This is a genomic window from Gilliamella sp. B2969, from assembly GCF_026536195.1.
Classification (GTDB): Bacteria; Pseudomonadota; Gammaproteobacteria; order Enterobacterales; family Orbaceae; genus Gilliamella.
Genome location: NZ_JAFNOP010000013.1, coordinates 49782 through 75229, shown reverse-complemented (window position 1 = coordinate 75229; position 25448 = coordinate 49782). Strand labels below are relative to the sequence as shown.

Annotated in this window: 27 protein-coding genes; 17 read left to right on the top strand and 10 right to left on the bottom strand. The window is 34.9% G+C overall.

Annotated elements, in window-relative coordinates:
* The first annotated feature begins 84 nt into the window (after positions 1-84).
* On the top strand, positions 85-1395 hold the full coding sequence (gene gltP / locus J3U66_RS11685) for a glutamate/aspartate:proton symporter GltP (RefSeq protein WP_065634049.1): 1311 nt from the start codon (positions 85-87) through the stop codon (positions 1393-1395).
* A 281-nt stretch (positions 1396-1676) separates the two neighbouring features.
* Here the strand turns inward: gltP and rpmG are convergent, their stop codons facing one another.
* Together rpmG and rpmB are read right to left on the bottom strand one after the other, a co-directional pair.
* Positions 1677-1844 (bottom strand): 50S ribosomal protein L33, encoded by a 168-nt coding sequence (gene rpmG, locus J3U66_RS11680; protein WP_034884348.1) that lies wholly within the window; start codon positions 1842-1844, stop codon positions 1677-1679.
* A 15-nt stretch (positions 1845-1859) separates the two neighbouring features.
* A complete protein-coding gene (gene rpmB, locus J3U66_RS11675; RefSeq protein ID WP_034884345.1) occupies positions 1860-2096 on the bottom strand; it encodes a 50S ribosomal protein L28 in 237 nt (78 codons plus the stop codon).
* Positions 2097-2477: 381 nt separating this feature from the next.
* Here rpmB and aroE point away from each other — a divergent pair, with 381 nt between their 5' ends.
* The 6 genes from aroE (at position 2478) to argA (ending at position 9032) form a co-directional block, all read left to right on the top strand.
* Positions 2478-3308, top strand: a complete 831-nt coding sequence (aroE, locus tag J3U66_RS11670; RefSeq protein WP_267349081.1) for a shikimate dehydrogenase — start codon at positions 2478-2480, stop codon at positions 3306-3308.
* Positions 3309-3457: 149 nt separating this feature from the next.
* Positions 3458-3811 carry a DUF1870 family protein gene (locus J3U66_RS11665; RefSeq protein ID WP_267334272.1) on the top strand — a complete coding sequence of 118 codons (354 nt, stop codon included), beginning with the start codon at positions 3458-3460 and terminating at the stop codon, positions 3809-3811.
* 209 nt (positions 3812-4020) lie between these two features.
* The gene (gene aroL, locus J3U66_RS11660) at positions 4021-4533 is read left to right on the top strand and encodes a shikimate kinase AroL (RefSeq protein WP_065633983.1); all 513 of its coding nucleotides are present in this window, start codon (positions 4021-4023) and stop codon (positions 4531-4533) included.
* Positions 4534-4787: 254 nt separating this feature from the next.
* Positions 4788-5987: an MFS transporter gene (locus tag J3U66_RS11655; protein ID WP_267334273.1), complete on the top strand. Its 1200-nt coding sequence runs from the start codon at positions 4788-4790 to the stop codon at positions 5985-5987.
* A gap of 79 nt (positions 5988-6066) precedes the next feature.
* Positions 6067-7362, top strand: coding sequence for an MFS transporter (locus J3U66_RS11650; protein ID WP_267334274.1), 1296 nt, complete (start codon positions 6067-6069; stop codon positions 7360-7362).
* A gap of 341 nt (positions 7363-7703) precedes the next feature.
* Positions 7704-9032, top strand: coding sequence for an amino-acid N-acetyltransferase (gene argA / locus J3U66_RS11645; RefSeq protein ID WP_267334275.1), 1329 nt, complete (start codon positions 7704-7706; stop codon positions 9030-9032).
* Positions 9033-9841: 809 nt separating this feature from the next.
* Here argA and mutH read toward each other — a convergent pair.
* The 3 genes from mutH to J3U66_RS11630 form a co-directional block, all read right to left on the bottom strand.
* Positions 9842-10510: a DNA mismatch repair endonuclease MutH gene (gene mutH, locus J3U66_RS11640; protein ID WP_267349079.1), complete on the bottom strand. Its 669-nt coding sequence runs from the start codon at positions 10508-10510 to the stop codon at positions 9842-9844.
* 73 nt (positions 10511-10583) lie between these two features.
* Positions 10584-11132, bottom strand: a complete 549-nt coding sequence (locus J3U66_RS11635; protein WP_267334277.1) for an NADPH-dependent FMN reductase — start codon at positions 11130-11132, stop codon at positions 10584-10586.
* A gap of 87 nt (positions 11133-11219) precedes the next feature.
* On the bottom strand, positions 11220-11765 hold the full coding sequence (locus J3U66_RS11630) for a Dps family protein (protein WP_065633990.1): 546 nt from the start codon (positions 11763-11765) through the stop codon (positions 11220-11222).
* 268 nt (positions 11766-12033) lie between these two features.
* Here J3U66_RS11630 and srlA point away from each other — a divergent pair, with 268 nt between their 5' ends.
* The 6 genes from srlA to srlR all read left to right on the top strand — a co-directional run bounded on the left by srlA (position 12034) and on the right by srlR (position 16188).
* Positions 12034-12582: a glucitol/sorbitol-specific PTS transporter subunit IIC gene (srlA, locus tag J3U66_RS11625; RefSeq protein ID WP_065633991.1), complete on the top strand. Its 549-nt coding sequence runs from the start codon at positions 12034-12036 to the stop codon at positions 12580-12582.
* Positions 12583-12614: 32 nt separating this feature from the next.
* Positions 12615-13622, top strand: a complete 1008-nt coding sequence (locus J3U66_RS11620) for a PTS glucitol/sorbitol transporter subunit IIB (RefSeq protein WP_267349077.1) — start codon at positions 12615-12617, stop codon at positions 13620-13622.
* An 88-nt stretch (positions 13623-13710) separates the two neighbouring features.
* Positions 13711-14088 (top strand): PTS glucitol/sorbitol transporter subunit IIA, encoded by a 378-nt coding sequence (gene srlB, locus J3U66_RS11615; RefSeq protein ID WP_267334279.1) that lies wholly within the window; start codon positions 13711-13713, stop codon positions 14086-14088.
* A 2-nt stretch (positions 14089-14090) separates the two neighbouring features.
* Positions 14091-14870, top strand: a complete 780-nt coding sequence (gene srlD, locus J3U66_RS11610; RefSeq protein WP_267334280.1) for a sorbitol-6-phosphate dehydrogenase — start codon at positions 14091-14093, stop codon at positions 14868-14870.
* A 73-nt stretch (positions 14871-14943) separates the two neighbouring features.
* Positions 14944-15309: a transcriptional regulator GutM gene (locus J3U66_RS11605; RefSeq protein WP_267334281.1), complete on the top strand. Its 366-nt coding sequence runs from the start codon at positions 14944-14946 to the stop codon at positions 15307-15309.
* A gap of 99 nt (positions 15310-15408) precedes the next feature.
* Entirely contained in the window at positions 15409-16188 is a 780-nt protein-coding gene (srlR, locus tag J3U66_RS11600; RefSeq protein WP_267334282.1) for a glucitol operon DNA-binding transcriptional repressor SrlR, read from the top strand.
* 278 nt (positions 16189-16466) lie between these two features.
* Here srlR and serA read toward each other — a convergent pair whose 3' ends face one another.
* On the bottom strand, positions 16467-17708 hold the full coding sequence (gene serA / locus J3U66_RS11595) for a phosphoglycerate dehydrogenase (protein WP_267349075.1): 1242 nt from the start codon (positions 17706-17708) through the stop codon (positions 16467-16469).
* Between the two features lie 86 nt (positions 17709-17794).
* The gene (rpiA, locus tag J3U66_RS11590) at positions 17795-18460 is read right to left on the bottom strand and encodes a ribose-5-phosphate isomerase RpiA (protein ID WP_267349074.1); all 666 of its coding nucleotides are present in this window, start codon (positions 18458-18460) and stop codon (positions 17795-17797) included.
* Positions 18461-18666: 206 nt separating this feature from the next.
* Between rpiA and J3U66_RS11585 the strand changes: the two genes are divergently transcribed.
* From J3U66_RS11585 to J3U66_RS11570, 4 genes are all read left to right on the top strand, one after another.
* The gene (locus J3U66_RS11585; protein ID WP_267334285.1) at positions 18667-19572 is read left to right on the top strand and encodes a LysR family transcriptional regulator ArgP; all 906 of its coding nucleotides are present in this window, start codon (positions 18667-18669) and stop codon (positions 19570-19572) included.
* Positions 19573-19653: 81 nt separating this feature from the next.
* Positions 19654-20727, top strand: coding sequence for a uroporphyrinogen decarboxylase (gene hemE, locus J3U66_RS11580; RefSeq protein WP_267344687.1), 1074 nt, complete (start codon positions 19654-19656; stop codon positions 20725-20727).
* Positions 20720-21313 carry a YjaG family protein gene (locus J3U66_RS11575; RefSeq protein ID WP_267349073.1) on the top strand — a complete coding sequence of 198 codons (594 nt, stop codon included), beginning with the start codon at positions 20720-20722 and terminating at the stop codon, positions 21311-21313. Before hemE ends, J3U66_RS11575 begins: the two co-directional genes overlap by 8 nt.
* A 175-nt stretch (positions 21314-21488) precedes the next feature.
* A complete protein-coding gene (locus J3U66_RS11570; protein ID WP_065634002.1) occupies positions 21489-21761 on the top strand; it encodes an HU family DNA-binding protein in 273 nt (90 codons plus the stop codon).
* A gap of 146 nt (positions 21762-21907) precedes the next feature.
* On the opposite strand, the gene ybaK is transcribed toward J3U66_RS11570, so the two are convergent.
* The 3 genes from ybaK to glyS form a co-directional block, all read right to left on the bottom strand.
* Complete coding sequence (ybaK, locus tag J3U66_RS11565; RefSeq protein WP_267349071.1) at positions 21908-22393, bottom strand: Cys-tRNA(Pro) deacylase; 486 nt, start codon at positions 22391-22393, stop codon at positions 21908-21910.
* A gap of 100 nt (positions 22394-22493) precedes the next feature.
* Positions 22494-23303, bottom strand: coding sequence for a hypothetical protein (locus J3U66_RS11560; protein WP_267349069.1), 810 nt, complete (start codon positions 23301-23303; stop codon positions 22494-22496).
* Positions 23304-23369: 66 nt separating this feature from the next.
* Positions 23370-25442 carry a glycine--tRNA ligase subunit beta gene (gene glyS, locus J3U66_RS11555; protein WP_416379611.1) on the bottom strand — a complete coding sequence of 691 codons (2073 nt, stop codon included), beginning with the start codon at positions 25440-25442 and terminating at the stop codon, positions 23370-23372.
* Positions 25443-25448 lie beyond the last annotated feature (6 nt).

Sequence of the window (25448 nt, the reverse complement as noted above, 5' to 3'; positions counted from 1 at the left end):
TTATTAAAAAGGATTAGTTAATATAGCTAATCCTTTTTTATTTTAGAAAATCAGGAAAAGGAACAGTATTTGATGTCATTTTTTATAAAAAAAATTTTAACAAATCTTGCGTGGCAAATTTTAATTGCCTTGATCTTAGGTGTAGCAATGGGGGCTTATCTGTTCGAACTTTCTGTTCCAACTCACCCTTTACATTCTTATTATCAATTCTCTATCGTTAATATTTTCCAACCTGCGGGTGATATCTTTATTCGTTTAATTAAAATGATTGTATTACCTATTATATTAAGTACATTAACACTTGGTATTGCAGGTATCGGCGGCTCAAAACGATTAGGGACGTTAGGGTTTAAAACAATACTCTATTTTGAGATAATTACTACCATCGCTATTTTATTGGGTCTTTTATGGGGCAATGTTTTCGCGCCAGGTGCAGGTATTGACTCTTCAACTTTAGCCACAACTGATGTGAGTAAATATGCAAAAGCAGCGGAGGAACTAAGTGGAAAACCTCATGGCCTTATTGTTATGATTTTAGACATGATTCCTGCCAATATTTTTAAAGCAATGACGGATGGTGCGGTTTTACCTGTAATTTTCTTCTGTGTGTTTTTTGGTTTAGGTTTAATGTCTTTACCAGATAAACAACGCGAACCATTTGTATTCTTCTTAAAAGTTGTTTCTGATACCATGTTCAAAGTGACAAATATGATCATGCGTTATGCGCCAATTGGGGTATTTGCTCTTATTACTGTCACGGTGGCTAAATATGGATTCGAATCTTTATTACCACTATTCAAACTAATTTTGACCGTATATTCGGCAATGATTGTTTTTACCATAGTAGTATTAGGTATTGTGTGTAAACTCTGTAAATTTAGTATTTTTAAATTACTGAGAATTTTAAAAGAAGAATTAGTCATTGCATTTTCAACGGCCAGCTCTGAAACAGCATTGCCAAAAATCATCGAAAAAATGGAAGCTTATGGCGCGCCTAAAGCGATAACCAGTTTTGTTATTCCAACCGGTTATTCATTTAACTTAGATGGATCGACTTTATACCAAAGTATTACCGTTATCTTCTTAGCTCAGCTATTTGGTATGGATTTAAGCATTATAGATCAAATTATTATTGTTATTACTCTAATGATAGCCTCTAAAGGTATTGCTGGCGTACCTGGTGCTTCAATATTAGTGCTATCTGCAACACTCGGAAGTGTCGGTATACCACTAGAAGGTATAGGCTATATTATGGGAGTCGAGCGTATTTTAGATATGGGTCGAACTGTTGTTAATGTGGTTGGTAATGCATTAGCGGCAATTGTTATTGCACGTTGGGAAAATGCATTTGATGATACAAAAGCCAGAGCTTATGAACAAAAATATTTAAAATAATCTAGGTATTAGTGTATTACTATCAAAAGCTTCTGTTTATAAAAATGGAAGCTTTTATTTTAACTAGAAAAATGATGATTCATCATAAATAGCCGTCTAGTCAGGTAGTAATTATAAACTGACTTAAAAATAATACTATTAATAACGGAAATAGTGCTCGGTTATTTTCTAATAGAAGATAAAGATCAATTGATGTAATATTTTTGATATTAATTATATTTTTTGTTTTTAGATAGATATAAAAAAACCCAGCATTTGCTGGGTTTCTCGTTTATACAAAACTATTTAATTTTAGCTTCTTTATAAACAACATGCTGACGAACAACAGGATCATATTTTTTGATCTCCATCTTTTCAGGCATGGTTCTTTTGTTTTTGCTAGTGGTATAAAAATGACCGGTACCAGCAGAAGAAACTAATCTAATTTTTTCACGTACACCTTTAGCCATGATATGGTTTCCTTATTAGTACTTTTCACCACGGGCACGAAGTTCAGCTAAAACTGCATCAATACCCTTTTTATCGATAGTACGCATACCTTTAGCTGATACACGTAATTTTACAAAACGTTTTTCACTCTCAATCCAGAAACGGTGAGTTTGAAGGTTTGGTAGAAAACGACGTTTAGTAGCATTCATCGCATGAGAACGATTATTTCCCACTAAAGGACCTTTTCCTGTTACTTGGCATACTCGTGACATGTCAATAATTCTCCGAAATTTCTATGCTTAAGCCTTGGGCGTAATATGTTAATGGAATTAACCTCGTCAGGCTTTTAGTTTGCTGCAGTTCTATTTGAGAAGCAGTCTAACCTCTCACACTACACCCATAATAATGAGGTAGCGAAGTATACGCTGTTATGCAAAGATTCTCAAGTATTATCTTATTTTAGACTAAAAATAAGTTCACTATGAGCAACGATTGATATAAAAAGATAAAGGTACCTATCAATTTGCTTCTATTTTATAACGAGCTTTACTTTAGTTAAATACAAAAATCGTTTTATTTTATAATAAATATGCTTTAATACTAAATGATAAATATATTTTTTGATTTAATTTTCTAACTTTCAAGGAGATTATATGAACCAGTTTAAGCCATATGACATCTATGGCATTATCGGTTATCCGTTAGGGCATACAATGAGCCCATTAATTCATACTACTTCGTTTCAAGATTATAATATTCCAGCTGTATTGGTTGCATTTCCAACGCCTCCAGAAGAGATACCTAACCTGTTCAAATCGGTTCGATTACTAAATATTCGCGGTTTATGTGTCACTATTCCTCATAAACAAACAATTATTCCTTATTTAGATTATGTTACTGATCATGTTAAAAAAGCAGGCGCAGCAAATTTAGTTTATTGGGATGGTGACAAGCTTTGTGGTGACAATACTGATATTGTTGGTTTTATGGAGCCATTAAGACAAAAAAAATTACCTGCCGACTATAAAAAGGTTTTATTGTTAGGCGCTGGGGGCGCAGCTCGCGCTGCTGTAGTGGGTTTGCAGGATCTCGGTTATACCGATATTACCGTTAGTGATATTTCTAAAGAACTACCCGAAGCACTAGCCAAAGAGTTCAACCTTAAAATTGTTGATTGGGAAGATCGTAGCAAAGTTGAGGCTCAAATCATTGTTAACTCAACCCCATTAGGCATGCAAGGCAAATTTGAAGACCAAACTCCTTATGAACAGGCGTGGTTTAAAGGAAAGGGCTTAGCTTATGACATTGTTTATACGCCATATAATACAAAATTTAGACAAGAAGCTCACAACGCGGGCTGGGAATCAATTTCTGGTCGTGAGATGTTTATTGGTCAAGCAAATGCACAATTTAATATTTGGACAGGAAAAGAACTGTCTCAACGAGCAAAACAAGCGGTAATAGACGCGCTAGCAGCAAAATAAATATTGAAAAAATAACATACATCTTATCAATGTTAATTTGATGTATGTTAGAACATTGATCATATTGTTCTATTATTCTGACATATTGATTGCCTGGATATAAATTTAATGAATTTTGTAATTTCACAATGTGAATACAAGGAGTATTTATGACAAATCTTGAATTGCAAGCTTATCGTCGTTTTTTGATGTTAAAAGTGCTAGAAGCGAGTGAATATATTGGTAAAACAGACATTAAAACTTGGCATGACTGGGAAAGCGGTAAGTTGCCTGTTCCTGAATTTGTAGCAACAGCGATGCAAGAATTAAAAAAAATTCGCCACGATAAAATCAATCTTATCATTAAAGGCATTAATGATCGGGTTGGCAGTAATACTATTCGTTACTTCATGACATATGAAGAGTTTAAAAAAGTCAATCCAGATCTTGATGTGATTCAATGGCGATTACACCAATCCATTGCTACTGAACTTTATTTTCGAGGTCTAGAAAAACTGTGCTAGCGGTTATTATTTGTAATATGAATGCTTAATAATCTTATTGGTGTAAATATTATTTTACATTATTTGACAGTTTTATGAAAAACATATTCATATAAATCAATAGTATTTATTTTTACAAGATTAAATGTAAAAAAAATGTTGCAAAAGATAAAGTGAATCACTAGCATAGACAAAATATTCTGAGATCTGTCAATCTGAAAGGACCCAATATGAATAAACCAATTTTTCTCGTCGGCGCAAGAGCAGCTGGCAAAACAACAATGGGAAAAATGTTAGCAAATAAGCTATCGTTTTCTTTCATTGATACAGATTGTCATTTACTCGAAACCACCCAAAAAACAGTGGCCGAAATTGTTGAAAAAGAGGGCTGGGAAGGGTTTAGGGCAAGAGAAAGCCAAGTACTGATTGATACAGCAAAACCTAATCGGGTCATTGCTACAGGTGGTGGAATGGTTTTAGCGGATCATAATCGCCAATTTATGAAACAAAATGGTATTGTTATCTTTCTTTCTGCGCCAGCGGCGACGTTAGCAGCTCGTTTAATGAAAGATCCAAATATTGCTCAGCGTCCTTCTCTTACGGGTTTATCAATTGTAGATGAAATGGAAAAAGTCGTAGCGGAACGATTGCCTTTATATCATGATGCCGCCCATTATGTTGTTAATGTCGATCAAGATGAACATCAAATTTTAAGCCAAATGCTTGAAATGTTGAATAATTAATCAACTTGTTTTGCCTAAACCTAGATAAAATACCACATTATTATGTGGTATTTTTTATGAAAAGTTATCGGGTTTTACTAATTTATCTGCCTCATCTATTGGTTTTGTTAACCATCATAGAGTTGGTAAAGTAATATCAGTAAAATATTCTTAATAAATTAATAGTTATCGCTTTTAGATTAATATTAATACTTGTATATTGAATTCGATTAACAGTTTAGTTTTAAATATATTTCAAATATGGAGTACGACAAATGGATACGTTAAAAGTCAATTCTTATGGAATTGTCGGGTCTATTTACGCTAATTATATCATTCAAAGTATTGCACTAATTGTGATTATGCAATTTTCCATTGATCTTACAAAACAGCTTAACACAGATCTTATTGGATTAGGCTATGTTGCTTCAGGTATAGGTATTGGAAAAATCTTTTTAATGTTTGTTGGTGGAATACTTTCAGATAAATTTGGTCGTAAGCTTTTTATTTTCCTCGGTATGGCGTGTTACGCGGTTTTCTTTATTGGTATGATATTTTGTACCAACATTCATCTCGCTTTTTGTCTGGCCATTGCAGTTGGGGCGGGGAATTCTTTTTTAGACACAGGTTCCATGCCTGCATTGACTGAATGCTTTCCAAGTTCTGCCGGTTCAGCAAGTGTGTTAATAAAAGCGTTTATTTCTATTGGGACTTTAGTACTTCCTTTTATCGTTACTTTTTTTGACACTAATCAAATTTGGTATGGTTGGGCTTTTCTTGGCTTTACGGCCTATTTAGTGATAAATGGCATATTATTATTACCTAAAAAATTTCCTCACAAAGATACTTCAATTAAAGGTGGCCAAGGTTCAGAGAACTATTTCAAAAGCCATCCTAAATTTGCATTTGAAGGCATTTTATTGATCATTATGGGATTTACTACAACAGCAACATTTGTCATTATTTTGCAATGGTTGCCAACTATCGCAACTGAAGGCGTAAATATGAGTGACCTTGATGCTAAACAATTAATTAGCTATTACAGTACCGCATCGATTATATCGGTATTTGTGACTGCTTTTGTCGTTAAACATTTTTTGAAACCTATCTTTTGCATCATAATATTACCTGCATTGTCAGCTATTGTTCTGATTATTTTTTATTTTAATATTTCACCTGTTATGTGCGTTATTGCAGCAATTGGTATGGGATTTACCGCAGCCGGTGGTGTACTTCAATTAACTTTAGTGGTAATGCAACAAATGTTTCCAAGCCGTAAAGGCCTTGCTGTTGGTTGTATGTATACTTTTAGTGGATTATCGTTTGTGGTTATTCCACTGATTGTGCCAAAACTTGCTATGATTGATGTTAGTTATGCAATTTTGATTGATTTTTTTATTGCGTCATTAAGTTTAATCTTAGGTTCAATTGTTTTTTATCGATTTAAAAACGTTATTGATATTACAAAAATATAATGATTGATTTAAGTATTTGTGTTCAATATTAAAACAAAATTAAAAATAATACCTTTTTGATATATATAGGAATTGAGGAATGAAAAACCGATATTGGGGCACAGCGAGTTGTTTATATATCAACTACTTTGTGCATGGAATGGGCGCGATTATTTTGGGATTAAATATTGATTATTTAGCTGCCCAATTTAATCCACAATCTGCTTATCTGTTTACTTTAAATAAAGAGGTACTCACGGCAGTACAATTAAATTTGATCAGCGAAGCAAAGCAAAGTGTTTACAACGTGATGATGGGATTGGGTATAGGCCGATTATTAGTATTATTTATTATGGGATCGTTATCCGACAGACTTGGTCGTAAACCCTTCATTGTTTTAGGTGGATTGTTTTATATCGGTTTTCTACTAGGAATTTTAGTTAGCCCGAGTGTACAAATTGCCTTTATGTTTGCTATTTTAGGTGGCATTGCCAACTCAACACTTGATGCTGGTACTTATCCAGCGCTTATGGAAGCTTTTCCTAAATCACCGGGCTCAGCATCTATTTTAATTAAAGCAGCTATTGCAGCAGGGCAATCCTTGTTGCCTATCATTGTCGGCATGATTATGGCTAACCAAGCATATTATGGTTGGTCATTCATTTTTTGTTGCGTTATTTTAGGGTTAAATGCATTGATAGTGTTTAAGATGCCTTTTCCAAACCACAAACTCACGCCAGAGCAAGAGCTAGAGAATCTAGAAAAAAATGAAAAAACAACGCCTGTTTTAAAACAAAAGGCTAATTTTTGGATAGAAGGTATCTGTTTTATCATCATTGGTTTCACTTCAACCGCGACCTTTTATCTGGTTTCGTCTTGTTTAAAAGATTTTTCACAAACAGTTGCGGGTATGGATTCTTCGGGTGCAGTACAAGCTTTTTCTTCTTATGGTATTGGGACACTTGCCAGTGTATTTTTAACTTCACTTTTGGTGAAAAGCTTAATTAAACCTGTGTATATTGTTGTGTTTTATCCACTACTTTCAACTATCATGTTGATAGTAATGTATTTTAACCCAACCCCTGCATTATGTATGATCGGTGGTTTTGTACTTGGTTTTACTGCGGCAGGCGGCGTTTTACAACTTGCACTTACCACCATGGCTGAATTTTTTCCATCAGGTAAGGGTAAAGTGCTGGGTATATTTTTTACTTCTTCCAGTATTGCAACCGCCATAATCCCGTTTTTAATTGGCTGGGTATCAACTAATTTGGGTTTACGTTATGTTATGTTGAGTGATGCCATAATAGCGGGGATTGGTACCATATTGGCTATTGTTGTATTGATGCGTTACCGAACCGTTTTTAACGTATCACATACAATTACGGATAAATAATTAAAAAGTTGCTCAATCAAAAAATAATTTATAGATCATTTCTTAAACCTATTGGGTTGTCTGTCTAATAATCATGAAACATGATAAGGCATGCTTAAAAAAAGCATGCCTATTTAATGCTATGGTTTAAAGTTCAAGTTTATCACTGCATTTGTTAATCAATATGGTTGGTCTTAGTGGTTATTGTTAAATACAGTTATGATCAATTTATGTTCGTTGATCTTAATTTGTCTAATTTTCAGCTTTTAATCGATTTTGAAAATATTACTTGCCATTAAATTAAAAATAAATAAAATTACAATAAATGTGAATAAATATTCATTTTGATAACGGTGATTAAGATGAAAGAAAGAACAACTGAATTAGTCGAAGGGCTAAGACATTCAGTACCTTATATCAATGCTCATCATGGAAAAACGTTTGTAATTTTATTAACAGGCGCGGTATTAAAAAGTAATAATTATTCAAGCATTATTAGTGATATCGGGTTGCTTTACAGTCTTGGTATAAAACTGGTTATAGTTAATGGTGCACGTAATCAAATTGACGAATCACTTAAACATCATAATATTGAACCTAACTATCATAAGAATACGCGAATTACTGATGCCAACACGCTAGATATTGTTAAACAAGTTACAGGGCTATTGCAGCTCAATATTACAGCCAGTCTATCAATGTGCTTAAATAATACGCCATTACAAGGTGCGCATATTAATGTGGTAAGTGGCAATTTTGTTATTGCTCAGCCACTTGGTGTTGATGATGGTATTGATTATTGCCATACAGGCAAAATTCGCCGAATTAACTTTGAAGCGATAGATGAGCAATTAAATCGCGGTTCAATTGTATTACTTGGACCTGTGGGGGTATCGGTAACAGGGGAAAGTTTTAATTTATCTTCAGAAGATGTTGCAGCCGAAGTTGCAATACGTTTGAAAGCCGATAAATTAATTAGTTTTTGCGCTGAGCAGGGGGTGCTTGACGAACAGGGTAAAGTAATTACAGATCTTTTTCCTATTGATGCTGATAACTATGTTAATCAAAAAGAACAGCATGGAAAGCCGCTTTCGAGCGAAGCTCGATTTTTACGGGCAGCATCGAAAGCTTGTCGCAATGGCGTAAGACGAAGTCATTTAGTCAGTTATTTAGTCGATGGCGCAATTTTGCAAGAACTATTCTCGCGTGATGGCATTGGTACACAAGTAGCAATGCAACATTCTGAACAAATTCGCACAGCAACAATCAACGATATTGGTGGTATTTTAGAACTTATTCGTCCACTTGAAGAACAAGGCATTTTAGTTAAACGTTCACGAGAACAGTTAGAGATGGAAATTGATAAATTTACAATCATTCAACGTGATAATATGACTATTGGTTGTGCAGCACTTTATCCATATCCCGAAGAAAAAATGGGCGAAATGGCTTGCGTTGCTATCCATCCGCAGTATCGAAATTCATCGCGCGGCGATCTGTTGATCGAAAAAATCGCTGAAAGCGCCACTAATCTAGGATTGGAAAAAATTTTTGTACTCACAACCCGGAGTATTCATTGGTTTAGAGAAAAAGGGTTCAATCCAGCTGAAGTTGATGATTTGCCGATTAAAAAGAAACAACTTTACAATTATCAACGCAACTCAAAAATATTAATGTTCAATATCAAATAAATTAATTCACTATAAATCGACTTTTGGGTCGGTGATTTGCCTAATCATTAGATGTATTTGAGTTATCAGCTTAATAAAACTGATAACTCTTTTACTGTCACTTGAATAATTTAACTAATAATTTTATGAACAACGATAAGCTTGCACAATCCGTTTTTGGTAAAACTTTTTCTTTAATGCCTGATAAAACAAAAAATAGCAAAACCAGCACCGTAAAATATACAATGGCAAACCACTAATAACAGCGGCAATAATGTACCTTTAACATTAGCAGTAAAATTACCAAATATGGACGCTGTTTTATCTGTTATAAATAAAATTTGTTATGCATTTATGCAGCATATCAATGCGATAGTGAAAATGGTAACAACGCTAATAATTTTAGTAAAAAGCATACAATACAACCAACAGTAACTTGTTAGTAAAAAAGACCATTATAGTGATAGCCGCAACACGTTTTGAGCTAATAATTTAAACACATTGTTTAAATGTTGGAATATTTTTTTAGTGAAAATAACAATACCTTTTTTAGCAATAGATAACTTTTCAGCAATACCGCTGATAGTCCTAAGGTAAAAATCAGACAAGTATTATGCTTAAAAATATCCTTAGTCTGTTTTTTGTTGACACAATTGATCCCACCTAAATCGCTTTCGTAAAAAATAAGGTGTAGTTAAATAACAAAGTGAGAAGATTGGTAAAAAATAGGACAGAGAGTTTGATAATCATTACAGTGTTATCAATCATATTGTTGGTGGTAAATTAATGGTATTTATTACAGCATTTATTAAAATAACTGAGTGGTAATATTATTTAATTGCGTTATTTAAAATTTGCCAAGTAAATGACTTTTTTAAATAAAAACCGCGAGGTCGAGTTAAAATAATTTGACCATTTTCACCAATTGCTTCTGTTAATGCACGGCCGTTAGCCGCTTTGGGGCGAATTTGTAAATAGGTTCCATAGCGAGCTGTAATTTTTTCAACTTGGCCAAGAGTGATCATATCCATCAGTTCTTGCCAATCCTGTTTTAGCTGTTGTTCTTGTTGGGGGGATGGCATCCACAAAATAGGACGACCAACTTTGCGATCTGCCAATGCAATAGTTCTTTCTCCTTGTATTGGGATCCAAAGCACTTTAGTCAATTTATATTTGACATGACTTGTTTCCCAAATGACCCCGTGGTTTGCCATCAAAGGGGCTACACTAACAAAAGTGGTTTCTAAAGGTTTTCCCTGGTTATCAATGGGAATGGTTTTAAGTTCAATGCCTAAACTAGCAAAATCCCGTTCGGCCTTACTACCTGCATTTGCTCCCAAAAAAGTTTCAATTAGATTGCCAACCCAACCTTTTTGTTTAGTAAGATTTTGTGGCATCGGCATATTCAAATATTTTGCGATATCAGCAAAAGTATAACCGGCTGCTAATTCAGCTCGTTGTAATAATTCTTGTTCACAATTAGGGAAAAATATTGGCATGTAAAGGCATTAACTTAATGGCGAAATATTCACAGCCAATTATATTGGCTGTGAATACGGAAATAAAGGACTATTAATTGAGTTTTTCAACCCAACTTGCATAGCTATTAATGATTAGAGAAAGGAATTCTTTAGTTTTTGCCGTTATATTGCCGTTTTCATCGAATGATGAATTGATATTACCAATATAAGCTTCGGGTTGTTGTAGTGTCGGCATATCTAAAAATACTAAAGATTGGCGTAATTGATGATTTGCACCAAATCCACCGATTGCACCTTGTGAAACAGAAACAACTGCTGCTGGTTTTTTCGACCAAACGCTTTTACCGTAAGGACGAGAACCCACATCTAAAGCATTTTTGATAACAGCTGGTAAGCCTCGATTATACTCAGGTGTGACAAAAATAACGCCTTGGCATGCTGCGATTTCTTGACGAAAACGGGTGTAAGATGAAGGTGGTGTATCGGTGTCAATATCTTCATTATATAAAGGCAAATCACCAATAGAAATTAGTTGTAATGAGAGTGATGGAGGTGCAATTTCTTGAAATATTTTTGCGACTTTTAAGTTAAAAGAATCCTTGCGTAAACTACCTACTAATACCGCAATTTTTTTACTCATTTTCTATTCTCCCTAATATCTTATAAAATTAAGAGACACAGTTTGTGTCTCTTAATTATTGTTATTTATTATTAAATATAACAAATATTAATGACCAGAAGAATCCATTTTACGACCTGTTTCAAATAAGAACCAAGCACGTCTTTCAGTTTGATCGATCCACTCTTCGATTAAGCTTGCTGTAGCGGTATCATTATATTTATCGCAAATATCGTGTGCTTCACGCATACGAGATGTAAGTTTAATATTATCTTGGCAAAGTTCAGCAAGCATATCTGATGGTTCAACAAAATCAGCATCATTATCAGAAATACTTTGTAATTTTGAAATATGACCGATTGAACGAAGGGTGGTTCCACCTAATTTACGCACGCGTTCAGCGATAGGATCAGTCATCGCAAATAATTCTTCACCATGATCATCTAACATTAAGTGATAATCACGAAAATGAGGACCGCTTACATGCCAATGGAAGTTTTTAGTTTTTAAATATAAAGCAAATACATCAGCTAATACTGAATTCATAGCACTAGAGATATCTTTTGATGCTTTTTCACCTAAATCAGTTGGGAATAAAATTGCTGCTTGTTGAAGTTTTTTGGCGCTTTTTGTAGAGTTAGTCGTTTTAGCCATAACACATTCTCCTCGGTTAAATAATAAATAAATTTTCTTATATAAAATTACGCCAACTCAGCGTTAATGTCCAATGAAAATCAACTATTTTTAGCTATTACTGCTATTTCAGCAAACTATTATTTTTGTCTTGTTTTATGTTCTCCCATTTTTTTTGAAACATTTTCTTTCAAAATGAAAGAAAATGTTTCAAATTGTGATCTATATAAAAGTTTTTTCTTTTAATGTTGTTAATATGTCGACAAAGTTTAACTTAATAGGAGGCAATATGATTGACGCTATTTCATTTGGTGCTGAATGGTTTATAGGGCTATTCCAAGAGGGAGGTAAAGTATTAGTAGGAATGGTAACAGGAATTTTACCGTTATTAATCTCTTTACTGGTTGTGATGAATGCAGTAATTAAATTTATTGGGCAAGATCGTATAGAACGCCTAGCACAGGCTTGCGCTGGTAATCCAATTTCTCGGTACTTACTACTACCATTAATTGGAACCTTTGTTTTTTGTAATCCGATGACATTAAGTTTAGGGCGTTTTATGCCAGAGTATTACAAGCCAAGTTACTATGCCGCTTCTTCTTATAGCTGTCACTCGATGAATGGACTTTTTCCTCATGTTAATCCTGGTGAGCTGTTTGTGTATTTAGGTATTGCTGCTGGACTAACAACGTTGAATCTTCCATTAGGTCCATTAGCGGTTAGTTATTTTCTTGTTGGTTTGGTCACAAACTTCTTTCGAGGTTGGATTACCGATTTTTGTACTGCCGTTTTTGAAAGAAAAATGGGGATTAAATTAGATAGAGAAGTACATCTATAACATTCATCTATCAAGATAAAGAGGAAACGAAAATGGCTAAATTTATTCGAATAGAAAAAGGCGAAGCAGGTTGGGGTGGTCCTTTGGAATTACCTGTAATCGAAGGAAAAAAGATTGTCTACATTGCAGCAGGAACAAGACCGGCAATCGTTGATACTTTAGTTCAACTAACGGGTTGGGAAGCGATTGATGGTTTTAAAGAAGGTGAGCCAGCAAAAGAGGAAATCGGTGTTGCAGTAATTGATTGTGGTGGTACGTTACGTTGTGGTATTTACCCAAAAAATCGTGTACCTACGATTAATATTCATGCTACAGGTAAATCCGGTCCCTTGTCTCAATATATTGTTGAAGATATTTATGTTTCTGCGGTAAAACCTAATAACATTAAATTAATCGATAAGGACTCACAGACAGTTAAAGAGAGTTCTGTCACGCAAACGCAGCAAGCTAAAGCTAATAAAGATTCTGAGTTTAAACACTATGACTGTCGTAAAAAAATTACTGAACAGAGTGATGGTTTACTGGCCAAAATCGGCATAGGAATGGGATCGGGAGTGGCCGTTTTTTTCCAAGCTGGTCGCGATACTATCGACACTGTCCTTAAAACGATTTTACCTTTTATGGCTTTTGTATCAGCTTTAATCGGTATCATTATTGCATCAGGATTAGGTGATTTTATTGCTCATGGTTTGGTTCCTTTAGCCAATAACCCCATTGGGTTAGTCATTTTAGCTTTAATTTGTTCTTTCCCATTGCTTTCGCCATTTTTAGGTCCTGGAGCCGTTATTGCACAAGTCATTGGTACCTTAGTTGGTGTACAAATAGGGCTAGGCAATATTCCGCCGCATTTAGCTTTGCCTGCGCTTTTTGCAATTAATGCACAAGCTGCATGTGATTTTATTCCTGTCGGTTTATCACTTGCCGAAGCTAAACAAGACACGGTTAGAGTTGGCGTACCGTCTGTTTTGGTTAGTCGATTTTTAACAGGCGCCCCAACCGTGCTTATTGCTTGGGCGGTATCGTTATTTATCTATCAATAATTTGTGGGAAAAACTAGATATTTAAGCTGTGATCTTTTGTCTAGTTTGAAATGAATAAACGCACATTAAAGAAGAAAGAAGGTTAATAATGTCAAAGGTTATTTATCATTCAACTATTAATCAAATTGGTGACTTTGCGCAAGCTACTTTAGCTGATGGGATGCTGATATTATTCAAACAAGGCGCACCAGCAGATTTAGCTGATTACTGTTTTATTCATAATCATGATGATTTAAAACAGGAACTCGCCGTGGGTCAATCATTACAATTAGGTAATCATATTTATCAAATCACCTCTGTTGGTGATGTTGCTAGCGTTAATTTTCGTGAATTAGGTCATATCACACTAAGGTTTGATGGTAATCAGCAAGCGGAATTGCCAGGTACAGTGCATGTACAAGGTAAACTGCCAATTCAACTTAATGTAAATGATGAAATTAAAATTTTAAGTAATGAAGGAATATAAAAATGAAACAAGTCGCGGTCATTATAGGTGGTGGGCAAACACTCGGTGAATTTTTATGTCATGGTATTGCTGATGCTGGTTATCAAGTTGTTGTCGCTGATTTAAATATAGATAATGCTAATAAAGTAGCTCAAGCAATTAATCAAAAACATGGTTCAGGTACGGCTAAAGGTTTTGGTGTCGATGCGACCAACGAAGAAAGTGTTATCCAATTAGCTCAAGATGTTAATAGTTGTTTTAAACGTCTTGATTTGATGGTTTACAGTGCAGGTATTGCCAGAGCAGCGCCAATTACCAATTTTGCATTAAATGATTTTCAATTGTCAGTAAATGTTAATCTTACTGGTTATTTTTTATGTGCGCGTGAATTTGCCAAAGTAATGATTGAACATAAAACAGCGGGGCGAATTATACAAATCAATTCCAAATCAGGTAAAGTTGGAAGCAAACATAATTCAGGATATAGTGCAGCTAAATTTGGTGGTGTTGGCTTAACTCAATCTTTGGCCCTGGATCTTGCTGATCATGGCATTACTGTTAACTCATTAATGTTAGGTAATTTGCTTAAATCACCCATGTTTCAATCGCTAATTCCACAATATGCTAAAAAATTAGGCATTCCAGAGAGTGAAGTTGAGCAAGTATATATTGATAAAGTGCCACTTAAACGGGGTTGTGATTATCAAGATGTGCTCAATGTACTGCTATTTTATGCAAGTGACAAAGCCTCTTATTGTACTGGGCAATCAATTAACATTACTGGCGGTCAAGTGATGTTCTAGTTAAAATAAAGTGCGAAAGCAAGTTTAATGCTTTCGCACTCTGTTTAACTCAATCAATACTGGAAAAGCGCATATGAATATGACAACCACTTTTATTATTGTTGCTTTAATTGCTTGGTGTATTCAAATTGTATTTAGTTGGTTGCAAATTCGCCGTTTTAATCAAGCTTTTTTAGCTTTAAAAAAAGGGGCGTATTTAGGCGTTGGTCGAAGTAAAACCAAACGTTTTAAACCAAGGGTTTTAATTGCGGTATCGTTAGACAAAAATCAGGTCGTGATTGATTCAGTCCGCATGAAAGGTATTACCGTGTTTGCTTTACCTAAACCCATTCCACAGTTACATGGGATGTTGGTATCGAATATTATTCCAGAAAACATTTTTCCCTATGATCTTGCCTCACAAAGCGCGCTTACTATTGCATTAACAACAAATAAATAACTTTTATTTTGAAAAGTATTTTCTTTCATAATGAAGTATAATATTTTTTAAAATAAATTTATTTTGTTGGTTAACAATGATAAGTGGTGGTAACTGGGTATGAAAGTAAAGCAACGGCAAACAGCTATTTTAGAATATCTACAAAATCACGGGCAAGTCAGTGTTGATGAATTGGTCGCCCATTTTAAAACAACAGGTACCACTATTCGCAAAGACCTTACACAACTAAATGAAAGTGGTTTAGTCCTGCGTACTTATGGTGGGGCTATGTTGAATAGGGAAATTGGTGATAGGGCGATTGATCATAAAACTTATATCAATACTGCGCAAAAAAAAGCGATAGCTAAAGAAGCGGCAAAATTGATTCATGAGGGCGATTCGATTATTTTTGATGCAGGTAGTACCGTTGCCCAGATGATTCCAATGCTTGCCCGATTCAATAATCTTACTATTATGACCAATAGTTTACATATGGTTAATGAATTAGTTGCTAATGATAACGACCAAACCATAATATTAACGGGGGGCACTTTCCGGCGAAAATCGGCATCATTTCATAATAATAATGCCTCAGCAATTGCAGCCTTTGAATGTTACACTTTTGATAAACTTTTTATGGGGGCTGATGGTGTAGATTTAGTTGGAGGTGTAACCACATTTAATGAAAGTTATCATGGCAGTGTTGCCATGAGTAAAGCTGCTGCTAAATTAATTTTGTTAGCAGATTCTTCAAAGTTTGGGCGACGTAGCCCCAATGTTGTATGTGATTTAAGTGCTGTTGATACTATTATCACTGATGATAACTTAGATGATAAATACTATGATGCATTCGTTGAGCGCAACATTAACGTTATCAAAGTAAAAGTAATGGATAACTAATTTGCTATACAACCACAATCCAAAAAAGAACGTTATTTTATTAAGATAACTTTTTTAAAATTGTATTACTTATTAGTAGTCATTAAAAACTTTAATGGTAAGCGCTGTTTTCACACAGCTTTACAAGCTACTGAGTTTAGCCAAAAAAGAATCATGTTATCGTGATTTTAGATCAGGCTAATTTCATTGATTAAGGGGATTTAGAATTCATCAATCCCCTTTATACTACAAAATAGACTATATCTTATTCTAAGCACGTTATGAGTCTATTTAGTTATTTAAAAGAGTAATCTTGCTCTAATTGTGCCCGGTACACTTTTGAGTTTAACTAATAATTCCTCAGCTTTATTTTGTTCTACTCTTTCAATATCAATAACAACATAACCAATTTTGGGATCGGTCTGTAAATACTGAGCCGAGATATTCAATCCTTGTTCTGCAAATAATGTATTAATTGCTGTCAATACGCCGGGTTGGTTATTGTGTATGTTGATAAAACGGCTAGATCCTTTTGCCGGAATCGGTAATGATGCTTCAGGAAAATTTACAGCGGACAAGGTAGCACCTGTGTCGGAGTATTTAGCCAGTTTTGTTGCCACTTCAATACCAATGTTTTCTTGAGCTTCAGTGGTTGAACCACCAATATGAGGCGTTATGATGACATTATCAAATTTGCACAAAGGTGATTCAAATGGATCGCTATTGGTGGCCGGTTCAGTAGGAAACACATCGATAGCCGCGCCACTTAATTTATGACTTTGTAGTGCTTGAGTTAATGCATCAAGATCGATAACTTTACCACGAGAGGCATTGATAAGAATGGCGTCGGGCTTCATCATATCAATTTCATTTTGACTAATCATATTAATTGTTGTTGAATTTTCGGGGACATGTAAGCTAACAATGTCACTTAATTGCAACAACTCCTTCATGGTTGAAATTTGTTTGGCATTACCTAATGGTAATTTGGTTTCAATATCGTAAAAATAGACGTTCATCCCTAAAGATTCCGCTAAAACGCTTAATTGACTGCCAATATGACCATAACCAATGATGCCTAAATTTTTACCACGAGCTTCATGAGAACCAGTTGCAATCTTATTCCACTTTCCTTGATGTGCTTTAGCATTGGCTTCGGGTACACGACGAAGTAATAAAATTGCCTCGGCTAATACCAGCTCAGCAACCGATCGAGTATTAGAAAATGGTGCATTAAATACCGGAATACCTTTAACGGCAGCTGTATCTAGATCGACTTGATTGGTACCAATACAAAAACAACCAATTCCGGCAAGTTTTGGTGCTGCATCTATGATGTCTTTGGTTAAATGCGTTCTTGATCGGATTCCAATAAATCGCGCATCTTTTATTGCTTGTTGAAGCTCCGATGGCGATAGGGCACCTTTATGATATTCAATGTTGGTAAAGCCTGCAGATTTTAATGTATCAATTGCACTTTGATGGACACCTTCGAGTAATAAAAATTTATTATCATCTTTGCTTAACGCCTGAACAACCATTTTTTTCCTCTCTTTATTTAAGCATATCTATTGCTGCTTATTGTTATATTTTTATTTTTTAAATTAACGTATTAGCTAAGCGATAACTAATAGCTCGGTTTAATTTCTTTTACACCTGAACGGGTTCCAACCAGTGCTACATTAGCCCCTTTGTTGGCAAATAGACCCACTGTTACAACGCCAGCAATATTATTAATTCGATTTTCTAATTCCATTGGTTTTGCAATGATAAGATCATGAACATCTAAGATAACATTGCCATTATCAGTGATTACACCTTGACGATAAATTGGTTTACCGCCGAGTTTAAATAGTTCACGTGCAACATAAGAACGCGCCATAGGGATCACTTCTACCGGTAATGGAAATTTGCCAAGCACATCGACAACTTTTGATTCATCAACAATACACACAAATTGTTTGGATAATGCTGAGACAATTTTTTCACGCGTTAACGCTGCTCCTCCACCTTTTATCATCTGCAACAGATGATTAATTTCGTCGGCACCATCTACATATACATCTAAACTATCAACTTCATTACAATCCAATACGGGAATCCCATAATCTTTTAATTTTTGGGTTGATGCTTCGGAACTAGAAACCGTTCCTCTAATCTGATCCTTTATTGTTGCTAAGGCATCAATAAAATATGATGCAGTTGACCCTGTGCCTACACCAACTAATGAATCGGGTTTGACAAATTTTAACGCTGCAAAGCCGACGGCTTTTTTTAATTCATCCTGTGTCATGGTATCACCGTATTTAGAATATAATTTTCTCGAAAAAATAAAATTTTAAAAGCAAAATGATTGAAGATATGGCATAGTAACCAATTGGAAAGCAAAAATCATTAGTATTTTTTAGAAAATATTTCAAGTTTTAGATCTATTTAAAACTTTGCCAATTAAAATAGCTCGATTATTCAAGCAATGAGCAAATTATTAATAAAGAGATTATGAAGCGTCCAGATTATAGAGCATTACAAGCCTTAGATGCAGTAATAAAAGAGCGAGGATTTGAGAGAGCAGCAGATAAATTGTGTATCACACAACCTGCGGTGTCACAACGTATTAAACAGTTAGAAAGCTTTTTTGGTCAACAACTATTAGTGAGAACAATCCCCCCAAAGGCAACTAAACAAGGGGAGCATCTGTTAGGATTATTGCATCAGGTCGAATTATTAGAACAACAATGGTTAGGCGATAATGAACAAAATACCACGCCTTTGTCATTGTCTATTGCGATTAATGCAGATTCTTTGGCTACATGGGTGTTACCGGCTTTAAAACCAGTTTTAGATAAAAATATTCTTCGATTTGATATACAAATTAAAGATGAAGAGCATACTTTAGAGCTGTTGCGTTTAGGTACGGTCGTTGCTGCAATTAGTATTCAAGCTAATCCTTTACCTGGTTGTTTATCTGATTTACTGGGTGCTCTCGACTACATTTTTGTCGCTTCGCCTGATTTTGCCAAAAAATACTTTCCAAATGGTGTGACACGATCATCTTTACTCAAAGCACCAGCTGTTGCTTTTGACCATTTAGATGATATGCATCAAGCTTTTCTACAGGAAAATTTTAACTTAACACCGGGTAGTGTAATTTGTCATATTACCAGTTCATCAGAAGCGTTTGTACAACTTGCTAAACAAGGTTCAGCCTGTTGTATGATTCCTATGTTACAAGTTGAACAAGAGTTAAAAAATGGTGAATTAGTTAACTTAACCGAAGGCTTGTATCAAAGACGTATGCTCTATTGGCATCGTTTTGCGCCAGAAAGTAGTGTAATGCAAAATATTTCTGAAACTTTAATTCGTTATGCTAAGCTCACATTATCACAACCTCAAGAACACAAATAAACGCTATGATTTTTTACTGATACGTGATGTTAACGTTGCATTGCTTGACATAATATAATAGTTACTTAAAGAGCGGATATCATGAGCCAATTAAAAAATGATCGTTATTTACGCGCATTACAATGTCTACCTGTTGATTATACCCCTGTTTGGATGATGCGTCAGGCTGGGCGTTATTTACCTGAGTATAGACAGTTGCGCGCAAAGGCGGGTAATTTTATGACTATGTGCCAAACACCAGAACTGGCATGTGAAGCGACTTTACAACCCTTAACGCGTTTTGATCTTGATGCGGCTATTATTTTTTCTGATATATTGACCATACCTGATGCAATGGGATTAGGTCTGTATTTCGAGCCGGGTGAAGGACCAAAATTTCGTCAAACAATATCGAGCTTGTCTGATATTGAGCAGTTACCTATTCCCGATCCAAATGATTCATTAAGATATGTGATGGATGCAATAAGCCTAACCAAAAAAGAACTTAATGGTAAAGTTCCGTTGATTGGATTTTCGGGTAGCCCATGGACATTAGCAACTTATATGATTGAAGGGGGAAGTAGTAAAACGTTTACTAAAATAAAAAAAATGCTGTATAGCAAACCGAAAGTTTTACATTTACTTCTTGAAAAGCTTGCCGAAAGCATCGCGTTATATTTAAATGCCCAAATCGAAGCGGGCGCTCAATCGCTCATGATATTTGATACTTGGGGTGGCGTTTTAAGCCATCAATGTTATCAAACGTTTTCACTGCATTATATGCAGTTAATTTTATCAAAATTAAAACGAGGTCATAAAACTCAAGCTATTTCGTCCTATGTGCCAGTCACACTTTTCACCAAAGGTGGTGGGTTATGGTTAGATAGTATTGTGAATACAGGATGTGATGCAATTGGTGTTGATTGGACTGTGAATTTGAGCCATATTGCCCAAAAAGGACGCATTGCGGTACAAGGCAATTTAGATCCATCTGTGTTGTATGCCGGAAAGTTAACAATAGAATCAAATGTTGAAGCTGTGCTTAATGAATTTGGATTCCATAATGGTCATATTTTTAATTTAGGGCATGGTATTCACCAAGATATTCCCGTAGAACATGTACAATATTTAATTGAGGCTGTACACGAGCGGTCTAAAAGGTTTCATTATGATTAAAAATCCAGTTCAGTTAAGAGTTGAAAAATTAGCACCATGGCAACAATATTTATTTATGGTTTGCTTATGTGAACGAATGTACCCAAATTATGTCTATTATACTAAGCAACAGCATAATGAGGATGATGCTAAAAGCTATAAAAACATTCTTGATTTAATGTGGGAGTCATTATTAGTTGAGAAAGTTAAAATTAATTTTGATTTACAATTAGAAAAATTAGAGGCGATTATTCCCACTGTGAATGAATATAGCGCTTATATGATCTATCCTGCGATTGATGCTTGTCAGGCCTTAAGTGAGCTTATACATGCTCATCTAACGGATGATATTGCCGAACATACAGCAAAAGTTAGTAGTATATCGGCAACCACGGTAGCTGAATTCGAAATGACAAAATTAGATACTTATCTTTCCAAAGATGAACAGTTAAATTTACCGGGTGTGATTGAAGAATTTGATTTGCAATGGGAAATATTTCGATTATTGCGCGAAGAATCTCATGACAAGATTGATCTAATAAAGGGTTTAAAAGACGATATTAGGGCGGCTCAAATAAGCAATATTGGTGTTTTTTTGAGCAATTAAGCCGCTGAATGCCCTATTTTTTTATTTTTTACTAAATTTTTCTTTAACATTGGATGAATATAGACTACATTTAACATCAATGTAATCTAAACATTGTTTACAGGGGCAAAGTCGGTTATTGACATTGCTTATAATGTTAACTTTAACAATAAAATAATTATGTAAGGATATCTCCATGAATAAAACAGAACTTGTAGATGCAATTGCTAGCAAAGCGGATATTACTAAGGTTGCAGCTAAAACTGCATTAGAAGCAACTTTAGCAGCTATTACTGAATCATTAAAAGCTGGAGATCCAGTGCAATTAGTTGGTTTTGGTACATTCAAAGTTAATCATCGAAATGCTCGTATCGGCCGTAACCCTAAAACAGGTAAAGAAATCAAAATTGCTGCAGGCAAAGTACCAGCGTTCGTATCAGGTAAAAGCTTGAAAGAAGCAATTAAATAATTTTTTTCTGTCGATATTTACTTTTGACAGGGTATTTTAGGCCTTAAGGTAATCCCTTAAGGTCTTTGTATTTTCCCATCATTCTATTTTAAGTTTTAAATCACCATATAAATATTAAACTAACCCAACATGATACGATCAGCAAATTAGGCTTTAATATCAACCAATTGTGCAGGTAATGCGTTAACAAGATCTTGTGGTTTAATTTCGATTTCGAGACCTCTTTTACCGCCAGATATCAACATCGAGCTAAGATCATTAGCACTAAGATCAATAAGTGTGGTGAGCTGTTTTTTTTGTCCCAATGGACTGATTCCTCCTACTAAATACCCCGTGATTTTTTGCGCTAAATGGGCATCGGTCAACTCTATTTTTTTACAATTTAATGCTTTTGCCGCTTTTTTTAGATCCAAATGGTAATCAACAGGTACAACACAAACTGCTAATGTTTTATCATTGCCATTTAAAGTTACGACTAAAGTTTTAAATATTTGGTTGGATGTAATGTGTAAACTTGGATCGAGTTTATTTGCTGCTTCTTGACCATAATGGGTCTGATTAGGATCATGATCATATTGATGAATTTTGAATGGGATTCTCAATTTTTTTAGTTGGTCAATTGCGGGCGTCATCGTGTTTTCCAAAAGAATTAGATAATAGAAATGATTGTCTAATTTTAATCACTCTATTCACATTTGTTAATAGAGTGATTAAGAATAAGCGTAAATAATGTTAGATAGTTAAATTATTATTTTGCTCAGGTGTGTTATGTGATAGTTGCTCATTCTTTGACAGAATAGTTAGACGATAGAAGAAACAAATACAAAAAATACTTGTGAGTATTTGCAAAGTTGAGCTGATGATATTTATTACAAGGTTATTAAGTGCACTATCGACAATAGAAAAGAGAATTGATACCGTGCAATAAATTAAAACCATTGGAACGGTTAAACGCCAATAAGAAATGGCATATTTATGACTTTCTACAAAATGTTGAATAAACGTTTTTGTTGAAGGTGCAATAATTGAACCTTGAAAATAATAAGAAATTGTTACTATCAGCAATATTGCGGCAATGATTAATACACCAAACAAAAACGTTACCATTTTAGCGGGTAAAATAAATTGCAACATCATAAATATCAATGTTAAAAATATCATAGCAAACAGAATGATAAATAAATAAGTTAGGTAAAAACTTATGATATTGAGCGCATTTGGTAACATTCGAGATAAGATAAGATTAAAATCGAATTTATCTTGGATTGAATAGTTATAAACAACAGCAAGTAGTATCGCTTGCATGATGAAAGTGATGACCAAACTAATTAACGCAGGTTTTAATACATACATTAATAATTGATCGACTGTCATAGTCGTGCTCGATAATTGTTTAAACATTTGTGGATCAATTAAATAACTACTGATACATGTTGTAATTAAACTGACGATAAAACTGATAATAACGAGTTGTAAAAAACGGTTTTTGACAAAATTAGTTGTTTGATTAAATACTTGAGAAAAAGATACTTCGATTTGCATGTCTCGTTCCTACTAATAAGGTGGTAACCTAATTGGTTACCACTATAGTGATAAATAAATTACAAATTACGATTGTAGTAATGAAATATCCGCAACTTTTAAAAATAAATTTTGCAATTTTTTCAGCAACGCTAACCGATTAAGTTTAATTTTTTCATCATCTGCCATGACCATGGTTGAGGCAAAAAATGCATCAACAGGTGCTTTAAGCGCAGACAATTCTACTAAAGCTTGTTGATAACGACCTTGAGTAAAATAAGGGGCTAATTTATCGGTTAATACTGCAACTTGCATAGCAAGTTCACCTTCTGCGCCTGCTTCAAGTAGTGAGGCATTCACCGCATCAGGTATCACCAATTCTGTTTTAGAGAGGATATTTGATACCCGCTTGTTAGCTTCAGCAAGCGAAGAGGCTTCTGGCAGTGTTCTAAAATGTGTCACGGCTTTAATGCGCGCATCAAAATCAGCAGGCTTGGTTGGATTAAGTGCAAGTACTGCTTGTATGGTATCAATGGTAAAACCTTGCTCTTGATACCAGGCTCGGAATCGACCTTGCATAAAGCTGACAATATCTTCCACAACCTGTTTATTGTTGAGTTTGTCACCATATAATGAAACAGCAAAATTTGATAATTCGACAAGATCGAGCGGTAAGTTATTCTCAACAATAATACGCAAAATACCAATTGCAGCGCGGCGTAAAGCAAAAGGGTCTTTATCACCTTTAGGGTGTTGCCCTATACCAAAAATACCGGCTAACGTATCCATTTTTTCGGCAATTGATACCGCACTTGATACATTTGTGCTTGGCAACTCATCCCCAGCAAAACGTGGTTTGTATTGCTCTTCAATCGCGGTGGCAACTTCAATGCTTTCACCATCTTTTAGCGCTAAATAACGTCCCATTATTCCTTGTGTTTCGGGAAATTCAAAAACAGTATTGGTGACTAAATCGCATTTAGTAAGTTTACCTGCACGTTTAGCTTGTTCGACATTAGCCCCAATTTTGTCGGCTATAAAACCAGCTAGTGACTCAATTCGTAATGATTTGTCTTTGACTGTTCCAAGCTGTTGTTGGAATAACACCGTTTCTAAACGAGGTAGACGATCTTCCAAGCGCTGTTTTAAATCTGTTTTGTAAAAAAATTCAGCATCGGCTAAGCGTGGGCGTACTACTTTTTCATTACCTGAAATGACCACTTGCGGATCTTTTGATTCGATATTGGCAACAAAAATAAAATTCGGTAATAATTTTCCTTGTTTATCATAAACAGGAAAATATTTTTGATCGCCTTTCATCGTATAAACCAGTGATTCGGCTGGTACATCTAAAAATCTTTCTTCAAATTTAGCCGTTAAAACAACAGGCCATTCAACCAATGACGAGACTTCCTCTAACAAGCTTTCGGTTAAATCAGCTTTACCATTTAATTTTGCTGCGGCTTGCTCTGCTTGCTGTTTAATAATTGATTTTCGTTTGTCATAATCGGCAATAACTTTACCACGTTGCTCCAACATTTCTGGATATTGGTCGGCATTATCAATGGTGAATTCCTGTTCACCCATAAAACGATGCCCACGAATGATGCGGTTTGACTCAATGTCTAAAATTGTGCCCGGTACTAATTCATCACCATATAACATCGTTACCGTATGACTCGGACGAATAAATTCAACTTGTCGAGCTGCCCAGCGCATTGGTTTTGGAATAGGTAATTTGCTTAACGCACCTTTAACCATATCACACAATAGGTTAACAACAGGTTGGCCTTTTTGGTTTTGGGTATAAGATAACCATTCACCTTTATCTGTTTGAATACGCTCTGCTTGGTCAACAGTAATACCACAACCACGAGCCCAGCCTTCAGCTGCTTTAGTTGGTTTACCATTAGCATCAAATGCTGCACTAACAGCCGGTCCTCGTTTAACAATTTGGCTATCGGGTTGAGTATCATTTAAATTTAGAACTTTTAATGCTAAGCGTCGCGGTGAAGCATACCAAAGTACTTCGCCATGTTCTAACTTGGCATTGTCCAGTTGCTCAATAAAATTTGCCGCAAAACTTTCAGCTAAAGTGCGGAGTGATTTAGGTGGTAGCTCTTCGGTACCAATTTCCACTAAAAATGTTTTTTGCATAATATTAAA